The sequence below is a fragment of the Clostridium sp. CS1-1 genome (genome assembly GCF_056135525.1).
In genome coordinates this window covers 3,517,132-3,539,060 of record NZ_CM148680.1, presented here as the reverse complement: position 1 = coordinate 3,539,060, position 21,929 = coordinate 3,517,132, and the positions used below count along the sequence as shown (strand labels likewise).

The following is a 21,929-nucleotide window of genomic DNA, read 5'->3' as shown; positions in this document are numbered from 1 at the left end:
TAATTAATAAATAGAATAAAGTAATTAAATTATTATTTCAACTTTTTGTGCATATTTTATTAAAAAATATTATAATTAGAGTATGGTCTACATAACCATTTAAAAGTATAACACTTAGAACAAATTTTTACAATGTGTATAAATTTGGTTATGAAAAGTTAATCGAAATTAGGATGTGCTTATCAAATTATGCCTTTAAATTATGAGTATATGCAAAAAACATCAATAGTAGATACTTTTAAATTTAAGACTATTAGACGGGAGTTGATGCTTTATGTTAAGTAAAATAGAAAAAATATTTAGAAACAGAGAAGCGGATATAATTGGAGAATTAAAAAGAAATGCTGTAACAATATTACTTTGTGAGGAAGATGGAGAAACTAATATAGTCTTCGAGGTAAGGTCTTTAAATCTAAGGCATCAGCCAGGAGATATATGTTTGCCAGGAGGAAAAATTGAAGATGGAGAAACACCTGAGGAAGCAGCTATAAGAGAAACTATTGAAGAGTTAAATTTACAAAAATCAGATATAGAGACCATTGGTAAAATGGACTATTTAGTTACACCTTATGGTTTTATAATGTATCCTTTTATAGCTAAGCTAAATAAAGCTGAAATAACACCAAATAAAGGTGAGGTGGATCACATTTTTAAAGTTCCCATAGATTTCTTTATAGAAAACCAACCAAAGCTTTTTGAATTACCATTAGTACCCAACCCAGGAGAAGAATTTCCATATGATTTAATAAGAAATGGTAGAGAATATAAGTTTAGAACAGGAAAAATTCCAGAATATTTTTATATGTATAAAGATTATGTTATATGGGGATTTACGGCTTTAATAATAAAAAGCTTCGTTGACATAATTAATAAAGATAAACAGAGTTCTTGGCATCAGATGGAGTTTTAACTCCACCTGATGCTTATTAATAGATTTCTTAGTGTCATTAACACTAAGAAATCGTTATCCAGGGACGTAGCCGCTCGAAGCGGACATCTTAGGGAAGGTGGAAGTATTAGAACGGGTAGTCAGCGGATAAAAAATATTTAATAAAAGAAAGGCTCCTTTATGAAGAAGCCTTCTTTTTTGCTCTTGGAACAAATATTATGGATAAAACTATAAGTACAGCGTAAATAATTAAATATATCATAGGTAAGAGTGCTATCGAATATAAAAATTTTAAGTATGCAAAAGCAAGTATAGAAACTATGAACCAGAACATGCATACATAGGACATTCTTCTATTTCGATCCCTCCAGTTTTCGGGATCTTTCATAGCACCAATTATTTTATCTCTATCTGGACTGTCTGGAGAGCTTTTAACAGTTAGAAGCCTAAAATATAAGTATGCTGCAATGGCAACTATTCCTACTGCTAAAAAGAAATAGGAAAGTGATATACCTGAAAGATACATTTAAATCACTCCTTAATAAAACTTATTTAGGCATCCAAAATTAAATAACTAGTTAAAAACTGATTAGATATTTTGTATCAGATAAGAAGATAAATTAAATTGATAGCTTATTACCAAAGAACTATTAAATTACAGTATGACGCAAAATAGACTAGTATATTGACTAGTTATTTTTTAGATGCCTTAAGAGTAGTTTAACCAAAAAATAAAAAATAAGTAGTATATACTAAAAAGTCAAATACTACTTATTATTAGGACTTTATTTTGCTACAGGATGTTCAGTATTTATTTCTAAAGATTTTTGAACCTTATCATAATATTCTTTTCCCCACTTGCACATAGTATTTAAAATTGGCATAAGACTTTGTCCTTCTTCCGTAAGTGAATATTCAACCTTTGGTGGAACTTGAGGATATATTTTTCTACTAATCATTCCATCAGCTTCAAGCTCTCTTAACTGTTGAGTTAACATCTTTTGAGTAATACCTGGTAATGACTTTTTTACTTCACTAAATCTCTTAGTGCCATCTACTCCAAGATGCCATAAAATTAGAGGCTTCCATTTGCCACCAATTATGTCCAAAGTTAATTCTACTGTACAAGTATATTCTTTATTTCTTATTTTCATTACCTTATGATTTTTTTCCATGGAACAACTCTCCTTTAGTTACTTCATAATATTAAGCTTGATTCATCTAGGTATTAGCATCAGTTAGTTATCAGAAACTAAGTATATATTTTATACTTTTGCACCAATAATTATGTACCATAATATAATAAAATTACTATCAAAATTATATCATTTATAAATATATTATTCAATTTAATTTAGTATCCAAAAAGAAATAAATTGAATAATATATTTTAATAAAATTGTGCATAGTGTTAAAAGGTAAAAGTAATATTAGAACATTATGCAGTCATTGAAATGAAAATTTTTAAAATTTAGTAAATTATATTCATTTTTGTAAACGATTATTGTATAATGAATTTAACATAGTAATTGCTTTGGGGAGAGGATGTTAGTTATGGAGGAGTGTCCATTTTTATCGACTTATGAAATTGATGTAAATTGTTTCAGAGATTGTGCTCTATATAATTATAAGGGGACAGGTGGTATTTGTCCTTTTAAAAATACCCCTAGTTATAAGATAAATGGATTAGATAAGAATATAAATGAACTGGAGTTATTTGAAAGGGACTTAACTTATATAAGGGAAACATATCTAGAAAAAAGCAAACAATATTTATAGATTAAGGACAAGCTATTAAGCTTTAATATAGTTGTATTTTTATCTATAGGGATTTTCAGGGGATAAGGTTAAGTATTTAAAAAATAACTGAACAGATACAAAAGTATTATATTTAGATTAGCAAAGATTAACATTTAGAGCAAATTAATTGACCATAGGGGAATTAATAATGCCCCTATGGTCAATTAATTTCTATAATTCATAGTTACTAGAATGTTTATGAAGTAGCTCTTGTTTTAAATTCCAAAGATTTTTAGACAAATCTACGTAGTAATTATGAGGATTTTCAAATCTTAAAACTTCAGGCCACATTTTATCGGTTTCTTGTTTAGCTATTTCTTTAATATCCATAACCTCAGGACTCTCATAAATTAGTTCGCCTTTTTTAAAAATTTGAACCCTTAGTTCTTTAACATAGTAATCTGTAATCTTTTTCTTTTTCCAAGTATAAACAGGATCAAATATCTCTATAGGAGTGGTTTCATCTATTACTTCATCATTTAAGGTTATTAAATCAGCAATAGCTTTATTTTCTGCTCTATCAAATATTCTATATAGCTTTTTAAATCCCGGGTTTGTTATTTTCTCTTGGTTTTCACTTATTTTTATTTTTGGAATTATATTTCCAAAATCATCTTCTACTGCAGCTAGTTTATATACACCGCCAAAAACAGGTTCTGATTTAGCAGTAATTAACCTTTCACCAACTCCAAAGCAGTCTATTTTAGCACCTTGACTTAAAACGTCTCTAATTATAGATTCATCAAGAGAGTTAGATACTATAATTTTGACATCATTAAGTCCTTCTGCATCTAAAATTTCTCTACATTTTTTTGATAAATAAGTTATATCACCACTGTCTATTCTAATGCTTTTAGGTCTGTATCCACTAGGAATGAGAACTTCTTTGAACACCTTAATAGCATTAGGTAAGCCAGACTTAAGAACATTATAAGTATCTATAAGTAAAGAACAGTTATCAGGATAGACATCAGCCCAAGCCTTAAAAGCTTCATATTCAGTTGGAAATAATTGAACCCAACTGTGAGCCATTGTTCCTACAGCAGGTATTCCAAACATTTGCTCAGCGATAGAACAAGCGGTGGAAGAACAACCACCAATAACAGCGGCTCTAGCTCCATAAATAGCGCCATCATAGCCTTGAGCTCTTCTTGAGCCAAACTCCATTACCTGTTTACCGTCTGCAGCTCTGCATATTCTATTAGCTTTTGTAGCTATCAATGTTTGATGGTTTATTGTAAGAAGAATCATAGTTTCAATAAACTGAGCTTGGATTGCAGGTCCTTTAACTGTAAGTAAAGGTTCATTTGGGAATACTGGATTTCCTTCGGGTACAGCCCAAACATCACAGCTGAACTCGAAATTTTTTAAGTAGTCCAAAAATTCTTTAGAGAATAAGTTTTTACTTTCCAAATACTCTATATCATCCTTTGAAAATCTAAGATTAGATAAATATTCTATTACCTGTTGCACTCCAGCCATAATGCAATAGCCGCCGCCATCAGGTACCCTTCTAAAAAACATATCAAAATAAGCTGTTTTATTTCCAATATTACTTTCTAGGTAACCGTTTCCCATAGTAAGTTCGTAGAAATCTACTAACATTGTAAGATTTCTGCCATTTCTCACATCAAAGTTCTTAGTATATTCCATAACAAAATCTCCTCTACTTCTGAATAATTCATCTGAAAAGAAATAACAAGTTAAATATGCGATGCCTAATATGTATCATACAAGTAGATAGATTTCGCTAATAGTTATTTGATAAGCGGGTTCTATCAAAGCAGTGTGATGCAAAATAGGTTGGCATACTGATTAGTTATTTCTTTGAAAGTGCCTAAAGTTAACAACTATGTATATACACATTGTAATACTTTGCTAAAGTTATTACAATAGTGGTGAAAAGGATATAATTAGATAATAGTAACCTACTAACTACTTTTTGCAATGCAATTATAGTTATAAGTATTATTTGAATTAATATGTAAGTTATGATTATATAATAGATATTATAAACAAAAGCTAAATTATGTAAAGGGAGAAAATGATGTTTGATAGTAGAAGTTTAGATTTATATCAAAAAGAGGCTGTGTACACAGAGGAGAACAACGTCCTAGTAGTTGCTCCCCCTGGGAGTGGCAAAACTACTGTTATAATAAATAAGATAGCACATCTTATAAATAATAAAGAAATAAATCCTGATAATATGGTGGTAATAACATTTACTAAAGCTGCAGCAGTAAATATGAAAGAGAGGTACATTAAGCTAACAAATAGCGAAAGAACTCCGTTTTTTGGGACGTTTCATGCCTTGTTTTATAAAATATTATCCAGGCATACAGGTAATATAAATATAATAAAGACCTCTGATGTTTATAAACTGATAAATGGAATTTTGGTCTCATACTTAGATTCTGTCAGTGATGAGAAAGTAAAAGAGGTTATAAATGATATTTCACTATTGAAAAATAGTGGTGTAGATATGGAGAGTTTTAAATCAAAGATAGATAAAAGTATTTTTAAAGAATGTTTCAGTGTGTATGAGAGTTTTAAGGAAGAAAACTATCTTATGGATTTTGATGACCTTCAATTAAAGGCTAAAAATTTATTCGAAGAAAAACCAGAAATTTTAGCTGGATACAGAAGATTATTTAAATATATATTAATTGATGAGTTCCAAGACTGTGACAAGCTTCAAATTGAATTGCTCCAAATGATAGGACATGGTAATTCTATTTTTGCAGTAGGAGACGAAGATCAGTGTATCTATGGATTTAGGGGATCAAGGCCAGACTGTATGGTTGATTTCAATAAACATTTTGTAAATGGTAAGAAAGTATTTTTACATACAAATTATAGAAGTACTGAAAATATAGTTTCACTGTCAAAGAAATTAATAAAAAATAATAAAAATAGAAACAATAAAGAAATAAAGGGAAGCAAGAGTGAAATCGGAAATATAAATATTTTTAATGCGGCTAATGAAAAAGAACAGGCTGAAAAAATATCTGGAAATATAGAAAGACTTGTAAAAGAAGACAATTATAATTATCAAAATATGGCAATTTTATATAGAACAAATATGGAAAGTAGAAGCATTATAGAAGCCTTTTTAAAAAAAGATATTCCCTTTAAACTTCTTGATAGGGAATATGATTTTTTTGAACACTTTGTCTGTAAGGATTTGCTAGCTTATCTAAGGTTAGGTGTAGATAGTAGTGATAAGGAAAGCTTTTCTAGAATAATTAATAAGCCTTTTAGGTATATTAGTAAAATAAATATTGAAAAGGTAAGAAAAAGTATTATAAAGGATAACTGCTTTGAGTTATTGAAGGATATAGAAGATATACCGGTTTTTCAAATTAAAAACATAGACATTTTAGAAAATGATATTTCAAGACTAAATAGGATGAGCCTAAAAGATGCTATAAATTTTATAGTAAAAAATTTAGGATACTTAGAATATATTAATGAATACTGTCAGAGAATTAAAATGGATGTATCAGAACTAAGAGACATTATAGAAGAGTTTAAAGAGTCTGCTGAAGATTATAATAGTATAACATCATTTCTGGTACATGTAGATGTAGTGAAAGAACAGCTAAGTAAAAAAACTAAAAATGAAGAAGGCGTAATTTTAAGCACGATACACGGCGTGAAAGGAATGGAGTTTGAGAATATATTTATTATTAATTGTAACGAAGGAGTAATTCCACATATTAATAGTCTTCCAGAAAACCTAGAAGAGGAAAGAAGATTGTTTTATGTAGCAATCACAAGAGCTATACATAATATAAATATATATACTACAAAGTTTCTGAAAGGGAAAGGTAAAGAAACCTCTAGATTTATCAAAGAGTGTAATTTAGACATTAAAGAAATGTCTAATGTCGAAAAAGGACTTGAAAATTCATACGAAATAGGCGAGAAGATAACTCATAAAAGCTATGGAAGTGGAAAGGTATCAACAATTGAAGGAAGGTACATTAGTATTATTTTTAACAGTGGTACAGAAAGAAAATTCGACATATATGTGTTGAAGAATAGTGGATTATTATCAAAAAACTAATAATATGTGATATATTATTGCACGAAATGATTAACGAAATCTTTGACATAAGCATAATATATGATATACTATATATAGATTTGATACTTAGATATAACTCAGGAGGGTGAACTAATGGTTGCATTTCAAAGAATGTGGAATGATGTAAGTGTAATTTTATCAAAGGATGAAGTTAAAGATTTTCAAATAATAGAAAAGTTTAACAGTGGCTTTGTAGTTAAAGATAACGATAACACTCATTTTGTAACTAAAGATGATTTTGTTGACATTTGGTGCAATATGCTTTGCTTTAACGAGATTGAAAAAGAAAAGCTTTTAAATGATGATAAGAAATCTGGATTAAAATATGTTTATGAAATTATAAAAACACTACCATATATAAATGAAAATGAAGGTACATTAAAGTTAACAGAGTAGTCTGTTGAATGTTTATTCATAATGTTATATAATTCTAGTAAGCTCATATTCTTAGAATATGAGCTTTTAAATTATCAAAAAAGAGGTAAAAAAAATGGGCAGTGTTAATATTAATACACAGGATGTTATATTTGCATTAGATATAGGTACCCGTTCAGTAATAGGTACGGCAGGTATTTTGAAGGATAAGAAATTCCAAGTGGTTGAGGAGTATTCCATGGAACACGAGGAAAGATCAATGATAGATGGACAAATTCATGATGTTGGATTAGTTGCTAGTGCGGTGAGCACTGTAAAAAAGAAGCTAGAAGAGAGCCTAGGCATGAAAATGGAAAAAGTAGCGATTGCTGCTGCAGGAAGATTTTTAAGAACGGTGGTTTCAAAAGCAGAGCTCAAAATAGATTATGATAAAGAAATAGATAATGATACAGTAAGAAGTCTTGAACTTACAGCAGTCAAGATAGCTGAAGAAAAAATTAAAGACCAAACAGAAGGAAAGCTTTATTGTGTCGGATATAGTGTGAAAAATTATTTTTTAAATGGATATATAATAAATAATTTACTAGCTCATAAAGGAGAAATGATATCAGTAGAAATTATAGCTACATTTTTACCAAGATCCGTAGTAGACAGTCTTTATTCTGTTATGAATAAGGTTGGACTTGAGGTGGCAAGCCTCACTTTAGAGCCTATAGCAGCTATAGAAGCTGCTATACCTAAAAATTTAAGACTTTTAAATATAGCTCTTGTAGATATTGGAGCAGGAACTTCAGATATAGCTATAAGCAATAAGGAAAGCATAAGTGCTTACGGTATGGTACCACTTGCAGGTGATGAAGTAACAGAAACAATTGCACAAAGTTATTTGGTAGACTTTAACACTGCAGAAAAGATAAAAAAGGAATGTAATTATAAAGAAACAATATCTTATATTGATGTGTTAGGTCTAGAAAATGAAGTTGCTTCCGAGGAAGTAATTAAGCTAATAACTCCAGTGGTGAGAAAAATATCTGAGGAAATCGGGGACACAGTTATAAAATTAAATGGAGAAAAATCCCCAAGTGCTATATTTTTAGTAGGAGGTGGAGCACACACTCCAAAGCTTAAGGAGTTTTTAGCGGAAAGGCTTAATATGCCTGCTCAAAGAATTGGAATAAGAGGACGAGAGGCAGTAGTTGATTGTGTATGCGAAGATAACTCTCTTGGGAGCATAGGAGTAACAGTGCTTGGAATTGCTCTAGTTTCAATAAAAAGACTTGGACATGATTTTATTGATGTAACGGTAAATGGAACTATAATCAGTTTGTTTAATTCTCATAAGCATACTGTAATGGATGTTATGATGCAGGCTGGAATCAACCCTAAGGTCTTAATAGGTAAAAATGGAAAGAATATAAGATTTAATTTAAATGGCATAAAACGTATTGCTTTTGGTACACTTGCCTCTAGTGCAGAAATAAGAATTAATGGAATGCCTAAAGGTATGGATGAGGAAGTAAAAGAAGGGGACAACATCGAGATTGTCTATGCTAAGGACGGTGAAAGTCCATCTCCAAAGGTGAGAGATTATGTTAAAAAACTTTATTCAGTAAGCTTTTTTATCAATGATATAATAGAAAACTTAGAACCTGTGGCGGTGATTAACGGTGAAAGAGCAAGTCTTGAAGAAGATATTAAGGAAGGGGATGAAGTGGAAATAATATTCCCCGAAACTTTTAGAGACTATAAGCGATATTTTACAGAGAGTTCTATAGAGTATAATTATTTCTTAAATGGCGAAGAGCTAGTTGAGGAGTATATTATTCAAGAGGGTGACAGAATATATAGAATAAAAGCTGAAGAGTTAGAGAATGATGTTCAAGAGCAAAGGTTAGAAAATGAAAATTTAGAAAAAAGTATAGATAGTAGAAAAGAAGTAGAAAATGATAATAGTATTAGTGATTGGGCAAAAGCAGAGGACAGCGAGGCCATTGATAACAATTTAGATAGTAGTAACAATGACGAAAAAATGGATAACGAATCTGCTAGTATTTCCTTTACAGAATATGCATTAGAGTCGTCGGAAAATAACTATTTAAATGATAATAATATTGATGAAGACAAAAAATTAGAAAAAAGTAATGCTAGTTCTTTCGTAAAAAATACTAATGAGATAAATAATGACATTTCAGAAATTAAGGTTACAGCAAATGGAAAATCAGTAATTTTAACAGGAAAAGAAGGCTATATATTTGTAGATATTTTCAATTATATTGAATTTGATTTAACAATCCCTAAGGGCAATCTATATCTTCGTGTAAATGGCAGCAATGCTGGCTATTATGATAAACTTAAAAATGGAGATCAAATAGAAATAGGCTGGGAATAATAAAATAAAGATTGGGGCGATTATTATGGAACTAGATTTTTTAAAGATGGCAAATGATATGAAAGATGAACTTGTTGAGTTAAGAAGAGATTTTCATAAGAATCCAGAACTCGGCTATGAAGAGCACAGAACTTCTGATAAAATAAAAGAATTTCTAAAGAGGGAAGGCATAGAATATACGGAAACTGCAGGTACGGGAGTATGTGGAATAATAAGAGGTAACGGAGAAAAAACAATAGGAATAAGAGGGGATATTGATGCATTACCTTTAGAAGATAAAAAAGGTTGTGCTTATAGTTCTACAGTAAAGGGAAAGATGCACGCCTGCGGTCATGATGCCCATACTACTATACTTCTTGGAGTGGCAAAGATATTAAACAAAGTAAAAGATAAGCTAAATGGCAATATAAAATTGTTATTTGAGCCAGCAGAAGAAACTACTGGTGGAGCTACAGTTATGATAAAAGAAGGAGTTCTTGAAAATCCTCATGTAGATAATGTAATAGGACTTCATGTAGACGAAAATATTGAAGTAGGTAAGATTGGAGTTAAATGGGGAGTGGTTAACGCTGCCTCAAATCCATTTACTATAAATATAAAGGGAAAGGGAGCTCATGGAGCACGTCCTCATACTGGAGTAGATCCAATAGTGATTGGAAGCTCTGTAGTTATGGCACTTCAAAGCATCATTAGTAGGGAATTACCACCAACAGATCCTGCAGTTTTAACTATAGGTTCCTTCCATGGAGGAACAGCTCAAAATATAATACCTGAGGAAGCTACTATTTCAGGTATTATAAGAACTATGAGAACAGAACATAGAGAATACGTAAAGAAAAGATTAGTTGAGGTCGTAGAAGGCATAGTTCATTCAATGAGAGGACAGTGCGAGATAGACATAGAGGAAAGTTATCCTTGTCTTTATAACAATGACAAAACATTGGAAACCCTATTAAGTTCCGCTGAAGAGGTTATAGGAAAAGAGAATGTAAAGATATTAGATAGCCCAAGTATGGGGGTTGAAAGTTTTGCTTATTTTTCAATGGAGAGGCCATCAGCTTTTTATTATTTAGGATCTAGAAATGAAGGTAAGGGTATAATACATCCTGCACATGGAAGTCTTTTTGACATAGATGAAGATTGCCTACCTATTGGGGTAGCAATACAGTGTAAAACAGCTTTTGAATTACTTAAGTAGTTTAAAGTATTTTTTATAAACCACAACCGGTATTTGATAGTATCAATTCAGATAATATTAAATACCGGTTCTTATTTTGAATTTTAAAGGGGAAACTTAGGATGCTTTGCTTCAGGTTCATTTACTAGAACTTTTTTATCTGAAAAGTTTGTTCCGATTAACCCAAGGATAATCATCACTGCCCCAATTATATGAAAATAATCTAGGCTTTCTTGTAGAAATATAACTCCAGCAATCATGGTTATCAATGTAGATAGATTGCTAAATACGCTCATTTTAGATGCTTCTATTTGAGACAAAGTATAATTTGATAATAGTGATGTTACAAGTGAAGATAGTATGCCTAAATAAAGTATTGAAATCATAAATATTGGACTAATAAATGGTTTTAAATAAACATTAAGGGTTTCGTGAATACTATGATCCACAATAGATATTATATTAAAGCTTAGGAAGCCTATAAAGGTCATCATGTAAGTTAAATCAACTATTTTATATTTTTTTGTTATTTTTCTTGCTAGTACATTATAACTAGCTGAGGCAAGTGCTGATAAAAGGATTAGTACTGTTCCCGTAAAATTAGTAGATTTCAAATTTATACCTTTCATAACAAATATATAAATCACTCCAGATACAGATAAAATCAGTGAAATCTTTTGCAAGCTGCTAGAATACTCCTTTAAGAAAAGTGTTGCTAGAATCATTGTGAAAATTGGAATAGTAGCTTGGATAATTCCTGCTTCCGAGGATGATATATATACTAATCCAAATGCCTGAAAAGCAAAAAACAGGGTTGGATAAAACAATGAAAGTGGTAAGATAGGAAGTAAATCTTTAAAAGTTATGTCTAACTTTATAAATCCTAATATAATAGGAATAGAAGCAGCAAGAAAAGATACTGTAAATCTATGAGCAAGGATGCTTAGTGGATCTGTGACATTTAAAGCTAGTTTTACGAATAGAAATGAGAATCCTATAATAACTGTATATAGGGAAGCGGCAAAGTAGGCATTCTTTTTGTTACTGTTTTTCATTTTAATATTCCTCCATAGTTATAATTTTATATGTCTATGTTAGTATATGAAGCACTATGGTACAATATAAATAAAATCAATCTATACCGGTACAGTAGTCCGAAGGAGTAGGTCATGTATAAATATTTAGTATTATCAAATGAGATTGAAAGTATGATAAAAAGTGGCAAATATAAAGAAGGTGAAAGAATTCCTTCTATTCGGAGTTTGTCACAAAGTCACAATTGTAACAAGAGTACGGTTATTAGTGCGCTGAGTGAATTAGAAAGAAGACACATAGTTTATTCTCTTCCCAAAAGTGGATACTATGTTGTGATGAGAAAACCTAACTTAGATCAAGGTAATAAGCTTATGCTTGACTTTTCATCCTCTGCCCCAGATCCAAAGGTCTTTCCGTATTTAGATTTTCAGCATTGCATTAATCAAGCGATTGATATATACAAAAATGATTTGTTTATATATGGTACACCTAAAGGATCATCTTCTTTAATAGATGTCATACAAAAACAATTGGCAAATTATCAGGTGTTTACTAATAAGAGAAATATTTTTATTACATCTGGTGTTCAGCAGGCATTATCAATTTTAGCAACAATACCTTTTCCCAATAATAAAGAAACAATTCTAATTGAGCAACCCAGCTATCATTTGTTTATAGATTATCTGGAAGCGCAAAAAATACCGGTAGTTGGTATAAAAAGATCTAGTGAAGGAATTAATTTGTCAGAATTAGAGAGTATATTTAAAACAAAAAACATTAAGTTTTTTTACACTATGCCAAGATATCATAACCCTTTAGGAACTTCATACTCACAAAAAGAAAAGAAGAATATTTTAGAACTAGCACAAAAATATGATGTATATGTTGTAGAAGATGATTATTTAGCTGATTTTGAACAGGATTTAAAAGCTGATCCAATATTTTCATATGATAATTTTTCGCATGTTATATATCTAAAAAGTTATTCTAAAATTATTTTTCCAGGATTAAGGATTGGTATAGCAGTTATTCCAGAAGACATTATTGAAACATTTAGTAAATATAAAAGCATTCTTGATATAGATAGTTCAATGCTTTCTCAAGCTGCATTAGAAATCTATATTAAAAGTGGTATGTTCGAAAGACATAAAGAAAAAATTAAAGCGTCCTATTTTTTGAGAGCAAAGTGTTTAACTTCTTCATTGGAAAAGAAGATTAATAGTTGTAATCATATTTATAAGTATAATCCCTTGAAAAATATATGCGTTCATACGTATATAGAATTGGGTAAAGAAATCTCTTGTGAAAAGCTTATAAATAGATTAAGAAAGAAGTCTATTATAGTTGATACAGCAGATAGTAATTATTTAGATTCATTTCCAACAAAGAAATCAATACTGAAAATAAATGTTTCAAATGTGAAAGAAGATTATATTGATAAAGGAATTAGTGATATAATTCAGGAGATTGGATATATAAGAAGGAACCAATAATATTATCTGAATAAAAATATTTTTGATATCAGATAAAGTTATATTTATAAAAGGATAGAAAAGAAAAAATAATGAGCATTAATACTTAATGTATTGATTTTGGGAATAATAGTAGTATATAATTAGATGTTGTTTAATGAATAAATTGTCAGGATGAACATAAATTTGAAGATTGATGTAGAATAATCAAGGAACTTAGGTTTGTTATCGATGAATAGCCTACTCTTTGGACATCAGAAAGAGCAGCTACATTAAAAATATAGGAGTGGATTAAATGAAAATTGAAATAGGACCAAACGAAGCAGGTCAAAGATTAGATAAGTTTTTAAGAAAGTGGCTTAAAGATGTGCCTTTAAGTGCTATATACAAAAGCATTAGAAAAGGTGATGTAAAAATAAATGGAAAGAAAGCTAAGGAAAAGTACTCATTAGTTGAGGGAGATGTATTAGAAACTAGAGAAATCGTTACTGAACAAAAGAAGGAAAAGTTTAATAGAATAGAGAATGAATTTTTAAAGGTAATTTATGAAGATGAAAATATGCTTTTGGTAGAAAAGTGGCCGGGAGTTTTAGTTCATTCTGATAAGAAGAATGGAGCACCTACTTTAACAGATTATGTACTATCTTACTTATTTGATAAGGGGGATTATTCACCTGAAAGTGAAGTGACTTTTACTCCAGCTCCTTGTAATAGATTGGATAGGAATACTTCTGGAATAGTAATTTTCGGTAAAAACTTTGAGGGCTTAAAGCTTTTAAATGAAATGATAAGAGAGAGAAAAATAAAAAAATACTATTACGCAGTAGTTCAAGGTAGAATTAAAGATGGATTATATGAAGCATATATCTCTAAAGATGAGGGAGAAAATGTATCTAAGGTTTACAATGAGCCAAAGAACGGGACTAAAATGATATCTACTGAAGTAAAAACTATTAAGAGTATTGGAACATTTTCATTTGTTGAATTAGAACTTCATACAGGAAGAAGTCATCAGTTAAGAGCACACTTAAGCCACCTAGGAAATCCTATTGTAGGAGATGTTAAGTATGGTACAAGTAAAATGAATAGTTTCTTTGTTAATAAGTACGGGTTAAATTATCAATTTTTATATGCATATAAATTGATTTTTAAGGATTGTCCAGAGAAACTAGCTTATATGGAGAATAAAACAATTGCTGGAGCATTGCCACCAGTACTTAAAAAGATTAAAAAGGATTTGTTTGATAAGTTTTAAAATTTTATTATAGTGATAAGATGATGTACAGAAGTCATATATTAGAGTGTTACATGTAAGGCATCTTCAAAGGAAAAACTCGTCAGTATGTTATATATTTAGAGATGCCTAACTAAGGTTGTGTATAGGGAGTTTTTAATATGAAAGAACAATCAACCACCAGAGGATTTGCTATATTATCTGCAGCAACTATGATGGTGAAGATTTTATCTTTGCTTTACATACCATTTTTAAGAGGAATAATTGGTGATGAAGGCTATGGAATATATGGTGCCTCATATCAGGTATATGCCTTTGTATTTGTTCTTACAAATTCAGGAATACCTGTAGCGATATCAAAGCTTATTTCAGAGCTTACAGCAGTAAGAAATTATAAAGATGCTGTAAGAGGCTTTAAAATAGCAAGGTTTATGTTATTAGCTATAGGGATTTTTATGGCTGTGTTACTACTTATTTTTGCAGCACCTTTAGCGAGAGTGGTACATTATAATAAAGCTTATTTATCAATTTTAACACTGGCACCAGCAGTTTTATTTACTTCAATTGCTTCTGCTTATAGAGGTTATTTTCAAGGAAGAGGAAATATGACTCCTACAGCGGTGTCACAGGTTATAGAACAAGTGACCAATACTGTTTTTGGACTAATTTTTTCCATATATCTTTTGAAATACGGTATAGAAGCTAGTTATATTGGGGCACCAATAGGTACTTCTCTTGGTGCTTTAGCTTCTGCAACTTTTTTAATATTTTACTATGAAAGAAATAAGACCTTTAAAGTTCCTAAAGGTTATTTAAGTGAAGAAATTAGACGTCTGACTACAAAGCAATTAGTTAGAAGAATAATAAGATACGGAGTTCCTATAACAGTTTGTGTTGGAATGACCTATGCTGGTAATATAGTAGACTTATATAATACAAAGGTAAGATTAATGGCAGGGGGAGTACCTGAGGTTCAGGCTACAATTCTGTATGGGTTCTTAACTAAGTATCAACAGTTATTGAATGTTCCAATAGCAATTATATCATCTCTGTCCATGGCTATTTTACCTGCTATTTCTGCAGCGGTTGCTGTTGAGAATAAGGAAAAGGTAAAAAAGAATATTAACTATGCACTTAGACTTTGCTTTTTAATTGCAATACCTTGTGCTGTTGGACTTGCTGTTTTAAGTGATCCAGTATTCCAGATGCTTAGATTTGGAGGGGGATCTTATATTATGGCTTATGGTTCTATTGTACTGGTATTGATGTCTGTTATGCAGATTCAGACAACTATTCTTCAAAGTATAGGAAGGCTTTATACTGCGACTTTATATTCAGTCTTAGGTATAATATGTAAAATTATTGCTAATTATTTTTTAATTGCTATTCCAAGCATAAACATATTGGGAGCAATAGGTGGAAGTGTAATAGGTTTTATTATTCCTATAATACTAAATCATAGAATAATAATTAAGTCTTTAGGGGTAAGACTTGGTCTATTTAGACATTGTGTTAAACCTACAATTGCATCCATTATTATGTGGGGAATAATCTTTTTAGTACGTTACGAGATCGGTAGTTTAATTGGAGTGAATGCTAAGGGATACATTGCAAATGTGTTATTAACAACTGCTTCTATTATAATAGGTATGTTTGCCTATTTAATAGGATTAATGATTACTGGTGGAATCAGAAAAGAAGATTTAGAAACTATGCCTCGTAAACTGGTGAGATTAATTCCAAGGTTTGTGTTAAGAAGAATAAGATAACCAGAGTTCTTAGTGGCTTTGACACTTAGAACTCGTTATCCAGGGGCGTAGCCGCTCTTTACCCCCACTTTGAGAAAAGTGGGGGTATTAGAGCGGCTAGTCATCGGATAAGAAAAAGGTTGATGATAATAGAGAATTTATCATCAACCTTTTTTTATAGGATTATAACTTTAAAATTTTCATTTACTCTATCTTTACTGCAGGAAAGGATTTAGATTAATTTACTAGAACCCTAGAGGAAGGTTCTTTTTACCTATTTTAATCCATCTGCAAAGCTTGTCTTCTAATATATCAATAAACTTAAATATTAATAGTCCCATTATGCTCAAGGCTAGTATTCCACTGAACATCTCAACATAATTTACCATCATCCAGCTGTTCATTATAAAATAGCCAATACCGTAGGTTGTTGCAAAGTTTTCACCAAAGAACAGTACAGATATACTTACACCAACACTAATTCTTAAAGCAGTTATTATCTTAGGAAGTACTGAGGGAAGTATTAAGTGCCTATAAATTTGTATCTTGTTTAATCCAAGTGACATTACAGAGTAAAAAAGCTCCTTAGGTATTTCCTTAACGCCATCTCTTGCTGCCACAATAATTTGAAAGATAATTATTATGATTATAAGCAAAATCTTAGGAGTATTGCCAAGTCCAAATAGAATCATTAGTATTGGTAAAAAGGCTATTTTAGGCAGTGGATAGAGAATATATACTATAGGAGTTATAAGTTCATCCGCCTTTTCACTCATACCAATCCAGAGTCCAATTAAACTTCCAAATACTAGTGATATTAAGACTGCTGCAGATATTCTTCCAAGGCTTACTAATAGATGGAGGCTTAGTGTATCTGGGAAAATTTCAATAAAGTTTAAAATTGTTTTATAAGGAGATGGTATTGCTGAAGAAACTACAATCCAATGAAGTATGTACCAAAATAACAGTACTATTAAGCTCCCATACATGGTTTTGTTCTGTATAATAGCTTTAAGCCTCTTCATTTAACCACTTCCTCACCTCAAGGCATATCTTATAAAACTCTAGATTATTTCTTAGATCTTCTGCACCAAAGTATGCGTTATCCATTATATGTTTAATCTTTCCCTTACCCATGATTACGATTTTCTGTCCAAGAAAAACAGCTTCTTCAATATTGTGAGTTACCATTACTAAAGTAATCTGTCTTTCCTTATATACATTTAATATGAGATTCTGAATATGCTCCTTTGTCATGGCATCTAAAGCCGAGGAGGCTTCGTCCATTAGAAGTAGGTCAGGCTCTAGGGCTAAAGTTCTCCCAATAGCAACCCTTTGTTTTTGTCCACCACTAAGTTCTGCGGGAAACTTTTTTCTATACTCTTCTATGCCTAAGTTTTTAAGTATAAAGGAAACTTTACTATTAACTTCTTCTTTCTTAAAGCCTCTTGCTTTTAGTGCGAAAGCTATATTATCCCAAACATTTTTCCAGGGTAAAAGTCCATAGTCTTGAAGAATTAACCCTGTGCTTTTTCTTATGTTATTTAGTTTCTCACCACTAATAAATATATCTCCTGAAGTTGGTTTTATGATTCCTGCTAAGGTATATAAAAGTGTAGTTTTGCCGCAACCAGATGGACCAATTACAGCACAGGTAGTATTCTTATCAATATTTAGAGAAACTTTATCTAATGCTTTTTCCTTTTCGTAATATACCTCAATGTTTCTAACTTCAATCATTATTTTACGAATTTCTCCTCAACTAAGTCTTCATATTTTAAATCAACTTTTTTCTTTAGAACCTTCTCATTCCAATCCATAATGCTTTGAAGGTATTCTTTACTAGGTACCCTTGCTTTGTTGTATTTTGGTAAAAGTATTTTATCTTTGACCTCTGGTTTTAGTTTTAGGTTTTGAATTAATATTTCTCTTGCCTCACTATCATTCTTTGATATCTCCTCAACAGCTTTATTATAAGCCTTATGGAACAGCTTAATAGCTTTTTCATTGTTCTTAATGGCTTTTCCTGTAAACACCATTATATCTGGTGAGAATTCATCCTTATTTTCAATCATTTTTTTACCAAGCCCGTTCAGTTCACCTTGAGAAGCCATAGGTTCAGGTATAACAGCCATATCAAGGTTTCCTTTGTTAATCATTTCAAGTCTAGCTGGAATTTCATTAATATAGACCTTTTCCACATTGTACTTATCGCCTAAGCTTTTATCAGTTAAATAGTTAGATACACTTACTTCCATCATTCCAACCTTAATATTCTTTTTTTCTTCAAAGCCTTTTTTAATTAGGAAAGGGAAGGAGCCGTCTGTACTTGTTGTTACCTTAATATCAAAACCATTTTGAACATTGTTTACTAAAGCGATAACATCTGTCATGGCTCCGTCTAATTCGCCACTTTGAAGAGCACTTTGTCTGTTCATAGCATTCGTATAAACTTGTACATCAACATTTAAGCCAAGCTCCTTAAAATACCCTTTTTTAACTGCAAGAAATATTGGTGCAGAGTCTACCGCTGGCATAACCCCAATCTTTAAGTTTAAATTCTCTTTTGGAGTCTCTGATACAGTATTCTTTGAACTACTACAGCCAACTGCAAGTGTCATCATGGCAGCTAATAGTATTGCTGATAGTTTTTTAGCAATTTTCATTATTACATCACCCTTCTTGTGTTATTTAATTCACACTAACAATTTTAGTACTTTAAGGCAAATAAATCAATATTTTACCTTTAAGGTTGAGTTTTCAAAAAGCTAATGTATAATTAATTGTGTATAGTTAAGCTTATATCAATTTATGGGAGATGAGAGAATGAAATATACAAAGGATTATATTTTGAAGCTTTTAAAGGATTTATGGATTGCACTAAGGCCTCTATCGCTTACACTTGCTGTAGCTTCAACTACATTAGGTATGCTGATGGCTCATAAAGAAGGAAAGCTATTTACAGAACATTTAACTATAGATATGCTTAAAATAGTTTTAGTTACAATTGGAGGAATGCTTGTACAAGGGTGTGCAAATTTAATAAATGATTTTTATGAGGGGTCTTTTAAGTACCACAGACCAGGAGAAAAGACATATAGGTTTTTAAAATACGAAAGAACTGCTTTTGACCTTTTAGTATTTGCTTTTAGTATGTTGTGTATAGCAGGAACAGGTCTTATAGGGTTAATATTAATGTACTTAAGTACCCCAAAGTTGATTTATATTGGACTAGCTGGCATTATTGGGTCCTATGCCTATACCGGTGAACCATTTGTATATAAAAGAAGGGGGTTAGGAGCTGTTCTATCTCTTATACTTATGGGGCCTTTAATGGTATTAGGTTCTTATGTTGTATTTACAGGCTATTATTCTATAACTCCTGTAATACTAGCACTACCGGCAGGGCTTATGATTCCTCTGATGATGATGTCAAACGAGATAAGAGATTTTGAAAGAGATAAAAATCTTGGTATAAGAACACTTACCGTTATCCTAGGTGTTAAAGCTGGTAAGGCAATTTATGTTTCATTAATAGTTGTCGCATATTTAATGACGACAATGCTGGTTATTGTGAAAGGATTACCTATGTTAACCCTATTAGTTTATGTAACCTTACCTATAGCTATTAAGTCTTATAAGAAGGTTGCTATGCCCAAAACTAGCGCAATACGTATTACAAATTGGCTACATATAACCTTTAATTTAATAACTATATTTGCCTTAATAGTACATTAAAAAATTATATTTAACTATGCATAGTTAAATATAATAATACAAAAGTTAGGAGATGGTTTTTAATCATATCCTAACTTTTGTATTATGAGGGTATTTTTTTGTTTTAAATATCTTGTCCCAAAAATTTGAAGATATACCGTAATTAGTATTATAAATGTAATGATGTATACGATGATGCTTCTTTAAGTTTTTGAAGAATGTAAATCTATCTAAGGTACTATTACTAGTTCTATGAAAGCAAAGATGCACGTATTCCCCCCATAAATTATAAATAAAGCTCGTCAATAGAAATAATACTGCAAAAAGTTTATTTTCAGTAAATATAACTAGAACAATAGGTAACGAAAAAGTAATACTTATTAGAATATCCTTTTTACTTGAAACAACATCTCCTGGATTCGGTTCATTAAATTCATAAGATTTAACCCCATGGAAGATCCTATGATGATCTTTTATATGACTGTGTTTATAAGAATGATGAAGGAGAAATCTATGAATGCAGTATTCAACTAAAGAAGAGTATAGTAAAGACAAAATTATTGTTAATAACAATAGCATATAAAATTACTCCTTTTAAGTTAGTTATTTTAATTGATGAAAAGTTTTTATTAAATTATTAATTTTATATTGAAAGTAATAATTAAATAATAATTATTATATATTAAAATATTACTTTTGAGTAGTAGTATTTTAAAAAAACAATCATGAACATAATAGAAAGATATTCATATAATAAATTGATGCAAAGTTTAGTGGGAGGAAAGTTATGTATATAAATTATGGAATGACAGATTATGTACCTTACCAGTATCCTGTAATGTGCCCAATGATGATGTACAGAATGGAAAATCTAGAGGATGAAAGAGCGATTAGGCCGCCAGCGCAGCCAATGCAATATCATCAGATGCCACAACCTATGCCACAGCAACAAGCGCCAGTGAAACAAGAGGTAAAAATGCAACCTCAAGTTATGGGCGTAAGCATACAACCAAAAATGGAACCACAAAATATGGGACTAAATATACAACCAAAAATGGAGCCTCAAAGCATGGGACTAAATATACAACCAAAGATGGAACCTCAGAGCATGGGGCTAAATATACAACCAAAGATGGAACCTCAAAGCATGGGGCTAAATATACAACCAAAGATGGAGCCTCAAAGTATGGGACTAAATATACAACCAAAGATGGAGCCCCAAAATGTGGGATTAAATATACAACCCAAAATGGAACCAGAAAGCATGGGACTAAATATTCAACCAAAAATGGAACCGCAAAGTATGAATTTAAATATACAGCCAAAGATGGAACCACAAAGCATGGGACTAAATATTCAACCAAAAATGGAACCAGAAAGTATGGGGTTAAATATACAGCCCAAAATGGAACCACAAAGCATGGAATTAAATATACAGCCTAAGATGTATCCTCAAAGCATGGAATTCAATTTGCAGCCTAAAATGGAACCACAAAATATGGAACTGAATATACAGCCTAAAATGGGATCAATACTAATGGAGCCAATAAAATTGCAATTAAAAATACAACCGATAATGGAACCTGCAAAAATGCAGTTAAATATACAACCAGTAATTCAGCCAGTACAGCAGCAACCTATGATGATGCAGCAACCAGTGATGAAACCTATGATGCAATACCCAATGATGCCATGCCCAATGACAAAACAACCATGTCATATGGCGAATAGTATGGGAATGTATCATCCTTCTATGTATCCGATGATGAACTCAATGGGGATGATGGAGCAGAAGCCTGGGTATAGATAAATCAGTGCAAAGCTAGACTTACATCCCGAAATATAAGTCTAGGTCTTAATTTTCTTATTTAGTTTGGTTATCTATATAAAGATTTACTAATTTATTTGATTGAAGCCCTCAGTGTAAGGCATACACTTGAGGGCTTTCATAGTTTGATACATATTTAAGTATTTATAAAACATATATAGTCATTGTCAGGGAT

General features: G+C 31.0%; 19 protein-coding genes. 11 read left to right on the top strand and 8 right to left on the bottom strand.

Features of this window, described 5'->3' with window-relative positions; all coding sequences use genetic code 11:
• Positions 1–274 precede the first annotated feature (274 nt).
• Positions 275–910, top strand: coding sequence for an NUDIX hydrolase (locus AC0N0V_RS16660; RefSeq protein WP_474459408.1), 636 nt, complete (start codon positions 275–277; stop codon positions 908–910).
• Between the two features lie 157 nt (positions 911–1,067).
• Here the strand turns inward: AC0N0V_RS16660 and AC0N0V_RS16655 are convergent, their stop codons facing one another.
• The gene (locus AC0N0V_RS16655) at positions 1,068–1,415 is read right to left on the bottom strand and encodes a hypothetical protein (protein WP_474459406.1); all 348 of its coding nucleotides are present in this window, start codon (positions 1,413–1,415) and stop codon (positions 1,068–1,070) included.
• Positions 1,416–1,674: 259 nt separating this feature from the next.
• Complete coding sequence (locus AC0N0V_RS16650) at positions 1,675–2,064, bottom strand: winged helix-turn-helix transcriptional regulator (protein WP_474459404.1); 390 nt, start codon at positions 2,062–2,064, stop codon at positions 1,675–1,677.
• 379 nt (positions 2,065–2,443) lie between these two features.
• Between AC0N0V_RS16650 and AC0N0V_RS16645 the strand changes: the two genes are divergently transcribed.
• Positions 2,444–2,668, top strand: coding sequence for a hypothetical protein (locus tag AC0N0V_RS16645; RefSeq protein WP_474459401.1), 225 nt, complete (start codon positions 2,444–2,446; stop codon positions 2,666–2,668).
• A 192-nt stretch (positions 2,669–2,860) separates the two neighbouring features.
• Here AC0N0V_RS16645 and AC0N0V_RS16640 read toward each other — a convergent pair whose 3' ends face one another.
• A complete protein-coding gene (locus tag AC0N0V_RS16640) occupies positions 2,861–4,342 on the bottom strand; it encodes a nicotinate phosphoribosyltransferase (RefSeq protein ID WP_474459399.1) in 1,482 nt (493 codons plus the stop codon).
• Between the two features lie 394 nt (positions 4,343–4,736).
• Between AC0N0V_RS16640 and AC0N0V_RS16635 the strand changes: the two genes are divergently transcribed.
• From AC0N0V_RS16635 to AC0N0V_RS16620, 4 genes are all read left to right on the top strand, one after another.
• Positions 4,737–6,758, top strand: coding sequence for an ATP-dependent helicase (locus AC0N0V_RS16635; RefSeq protein ID WP_474459397.1), 2,022 nt, complete (start codon positions 4,737–4,739; stop codon positions 6,756–6,758).
• 114 nt (positions 6,759–6,872) lie between these two features.
• Complete coding sequence (locus AC0N0V_RS16630) at positions 6,873–7,175, top strand: hypothetical protein (protein WP_474459395.1); 303 nt, start codon at positions 6,873–6,875, stop codon at positions 7,173–7,175.
• A 94-nt stretch (positions 7,176–7,269) separates the two neighbouring features.
• A complete protein-coding gene (locus AC0N0V_RS16625; RefSeq protein ID WP_474459393.1) occupies positions 7,270–9,543 on the top strand; it encodes a cell division protein FtsA in 2,274 nt (757 codons plus the stop codon).
• A gap of 25 nt (positions 9,544–9,568) precedes the next feature.
• Positions 9,569–10,741: a M20 metallopeptidase family protein gene (locus AC0N0V_RS16620; RefSeq protein ID WP_474459391.1), complete on the top strand. Its 1,173-nt coding sequence runs from the start codon at positions 9,569–9,571 to the stop codon at positions 10,739–10,741.
• Positions 10,742–10,824: 83 nt separating this feature from the next.
• Here the strand turns inward: AC0N0V_RS16620 and AC0N0V_RS16615 are convergent, their stop codons facing one another.
• The gene (locus AC0N0V_RS16615) at positions 10,825–11,775 is read right to left on the bottom strand and encodes a DMT family transporter (RefSeq protein ID WP_474459389.1); all 951 of its coding nucleotides are present in this window, start codon (positions 11,773–11,775) and stop codon (positions 10,825–10,827) included.
• 114 nt (positions 11,776–11,889) lie between these two features.
• On the opposite strand from AC0N0V_RS16615, the gene AC0N0V_RS16610 reads away from it, so the two are divergent.
• From AC0N0V_RS16610 to AC0N0V_RS16600, 3 genes are all read left to right on the top strand, one after another.
• Complete coding sequence (locus tag AC0N0V_RS16610; RefSeq protein ID WP_474459387.1) at positions 11,890–13,248, top strand: aminotransferase-like domain-containing protein; 1,359 nt, start codon at positions 11,890–11,892, stop codon at positions 13,246–13,248.
• Positions 13,249–13,522: 274 nt separating this feature from the next.
• Positions 13,523–14,482 carry an RluA family pseudouridine synthase gene (locus AC0N0V_RS16605; protein ID WP_474459385.1) on the top strand — a complete coding sequence of 320 codons (960 nt, stop codon included), beginning with the start codon at positions 13,523–13,525 and terminating at the stop codon, positions 14,480–14,482.
• Between the two features lie 140 nt (positions 14,483–14,622).
• Positions 14,623–16,230, top strand: a complete 1,608-nt coding sequence (locus tag AC0N0V_RS16600) for a putative polysaccharide biosynthesis protein (protein WP_474459383.1) — start codon at positions 14,623–14,625, stop codon at positions 16,228–16,230.
• A gap of 224 nt (positions 16,231–16,454) precedes the next feature.
• Here the strand turns inward: AC0N0V_RS16600 and AC0N0V_RS16595 are convergent, their stop codons facing one another.
• Genes AC0N0V_RS16595 through AC0N0V_RS16585 form a run of 3 tightly spaced genes read right to left on the bottom strand, consistent with a single transcriptional unit; the run spans position 16,455 to position 18,875 of the window.
• Positions 16,455–17,234 carry an ABC transporter permease gene (locus AC0N0V_RS16595; protein WP_474459381.1) on the bottom strand — a complete coding sequence of 260 codons (780 nt, stop codon included), beginning with the start codon at positions 17,232–17,234 and terminating at the stop codon, positions 16,455–16,457.
• Positions 17,221–17,949 carry an ABC transporter ATP-binding protein gene (locus AC0N0V_RS16590; RefSeq protein ID WP_474459379.1) on the bottom strand — a complete coding sequence of 243 codons (729 nt, stop codon included), beginning with the start codon at positions 17,947–17,949 and terminating at the stop codon, positions 17,221–17,223. The genes AC0N0V_RS16595 and AC0N0V_RS16590 overlap by 14 nt, the downstream gene beginning before the upstream one ends.
• Complete coding sequence (locus AC0N0V_RS16585) at positions 17,949–18,875, bottom strand: ABC transporter substrate-binding protein (protein WP_474459377.1); 927 nt, start codon at positions 18,873–18,875, stop codon at positions 17,949–17,951. Before AC0N0V_RS16585 ends, AC0N0V_RS16590 begins: the two co-directional genes overlap by 1 nt.
• Positions 18,876–19,035: 160 nt before the next feature.
• Here AC0N0V_RS16585 and AC0N0V_RS16580 point away from each other — a divergent pair, with 160 nt between their 5' ends.
• The gene (locus tag AC0N0V_RS16580) at positions 19,036–19,947 is read left to right on the top strand and encodes a prenyltransferase (RefSeq protein ID WP_474459374.1); all 912 of its coding nucleotides are present in this window, start codon (positions 19,036–19,038) and stop codon (positions 19,945–19,947) included.
• A 63-nt stretch (positions 19,948–20,010) separates the two neighbouring features.
• On the opposite strand, the gene AC0N0V_RS16575 is transcribed toward AC0N0V_RS16580, so the two are convergent.
• Positions 20,011–20,505 carry a sterol desaturase family protein gene (locus AC0N0V_RS16575; RefSeq protein ID WP_474459372.1) on the bottom strand — a complete coding sequence of 165 codons (495 nt, stop codon included), beginning with the start codon at positions 20,503–20,505 and terminating at the stop codon, positions 20,011–20,013.
• A gap of 208 nt (positions 20,506–20,713) precedes the next feature.
• Between AC0N0V_RS16575 and AC0N0V_RS16570 the strand changes: the two genes are divergently transcribed.
• Positions 20,714–21,736 (top strand): hypothetical protein, encoded by a 1,023-nt coding sequence (locus AC0N0V_RS16570; RefSeq protein ID WP_474459370.1) that lies wholly within the window; start codon positions 20,714–20,716, stop codon positions 21,734–21,736.
• The last annotated feature ends 193 nt before the right edge of the window (positions 21,737–21,929 follow it).

Excerpts from the sequence above, each read along its gene's own strand:
- AC0N0V_RS16660 (WP_474459408.1), top strand. The coding sequence starts at position 275 with ATGTTAAGTAAAATAGAAAAAATATTTAGAAACAGAGAAGCGGATATA.
- AC0N0V_RS16655 (WP_474459406.1), bottom strand. The coding sequence starts at position 1,415 with ATGTATCTTTCAGGTATATCACTTTCCTATTTCTTTTTAGCAGTAGGA.
- AC0N0V_RS16650 (WP_474459404.1), bottom strand. The coding sequence starts at position 2,064 with ATGGAAAAAAATCATAAGGTAATGAAAATAAGAAATAAAGAATATACT.
- AC0N0V_RS16645 (WP_474459401.1), top strand. The coding sequence starts at position 2,444 with ATGGAGGAGTGTCCATTTTTATCGACTTATGAAATTGATGTAAATTGT.
- AC0N0V_RS16640 (WP_474459399.1), bottom strand. The coding sequence starts at position 4,342 with ATGGAATATACTAAGAACTTTGATGTGAGAAATGGCAGAAATCTTACA.
- AC0N0V_RS16635 (WP_474459397.1), top strand. The coding sequence starts at position 4,737 with ATGTTTGATAGTAGAAGTTTAGATTTATATCAAAAAGAGGCTGTGTAC.
- AC0N0V_RS16630 (WP_474459395.1), top strand. The coding sequence starts at position 6,873 with ATGGTTGCATTTCAAAGAATGTGGAATGATGTAAGTGTAATTTTATCA.
- AC0N0V_RS16625 (WP_474459393.1), top strand. The coding sequence starts at position 7,270 with ATGGGCAGTGTTAATATTAATACACAGGATGTTATATTTGCATTAGAT.
- AC0N0V_RS16620 (WP_474459391.1), top strand. The coding sequence starts at position 9,569 with ATGGAACTAGATTTTTTAAAGATGGCAAATGATATGAAAGATGAACTT.
- AC0N0V_RS16615 (WP_474459389.1), bottom strand. The coding sequence starts at position 11,775 with ATGAAAAACAGTAACAAAAAGAATGCCTACTTTGCCGCTTCCCTATAT.
- AC0N0V_RS16610 (WP_474459387.1), top strand. The coding sequence starts at position 11,890 with ATGTATAAATATTTAGTATTATCAAATGAGATTGAAAGTATGATAAAA.
- AC0N0V_RS16605 (WP_474459385.1), top strand. The coding sequence starts at position 13,523 with ATGAAAATTGAAATAGGACCAAACGAAGCAGGTCAAAGATTAGATAAG.
- AC0N0V_RS16600 (WP_474459383.1), top strand. The coding sequence starts at position 14,623 with ATGAAAGAACAATCAACCACCAGAGGATTTGCTATATTATCTGCAGCA.
- AC0N0V_RS16595 (WP_474459381.1), bottom strand. The coding sequence starts at position 17,234 with ATGAAGAGGCTTAAAGCTATTATACAGAACAAAACCATGTATGGGAGC.
- AC0N0V_RS16590 (WP_474459379.1), bottom strand. The coding sequence starts at position 17,949 with ATGATTGAAGTTAGAAACATTGAGGTATATTACGAAAAGGAAAAAGCA.
- AC0N0V_RS16585 (WP_474459377.1), bottom strand. The coding sequence starts at position 18,875 with ATGAAAATTGCTAAAAAACTATCAGCAATACTATTAGCTGCCATGATG.
- AC0N0V_RS16580 (WP_474459374.1), top strand. The coding sequence starts at position 19,036 with ATGAAATATACAAAGGATTATATTTTGAAGCTTTTAAAGGATTTATGG.
- AC0N0V_RS16575 (WP_474459372.1), bottom strand. The coding sequence starts at position 20,505 with ATGCTATTGTTATTAACAATAATTTTGTCTTTACTATACTCTTCTTTA.
- AC0N0V_RS16570 (WP_474459370.1), top strand. The coding sequence starts at position 20,714 with ATGTATATAAATTATGGAATGACAGATTATGTACCTTACCAGTATCCT.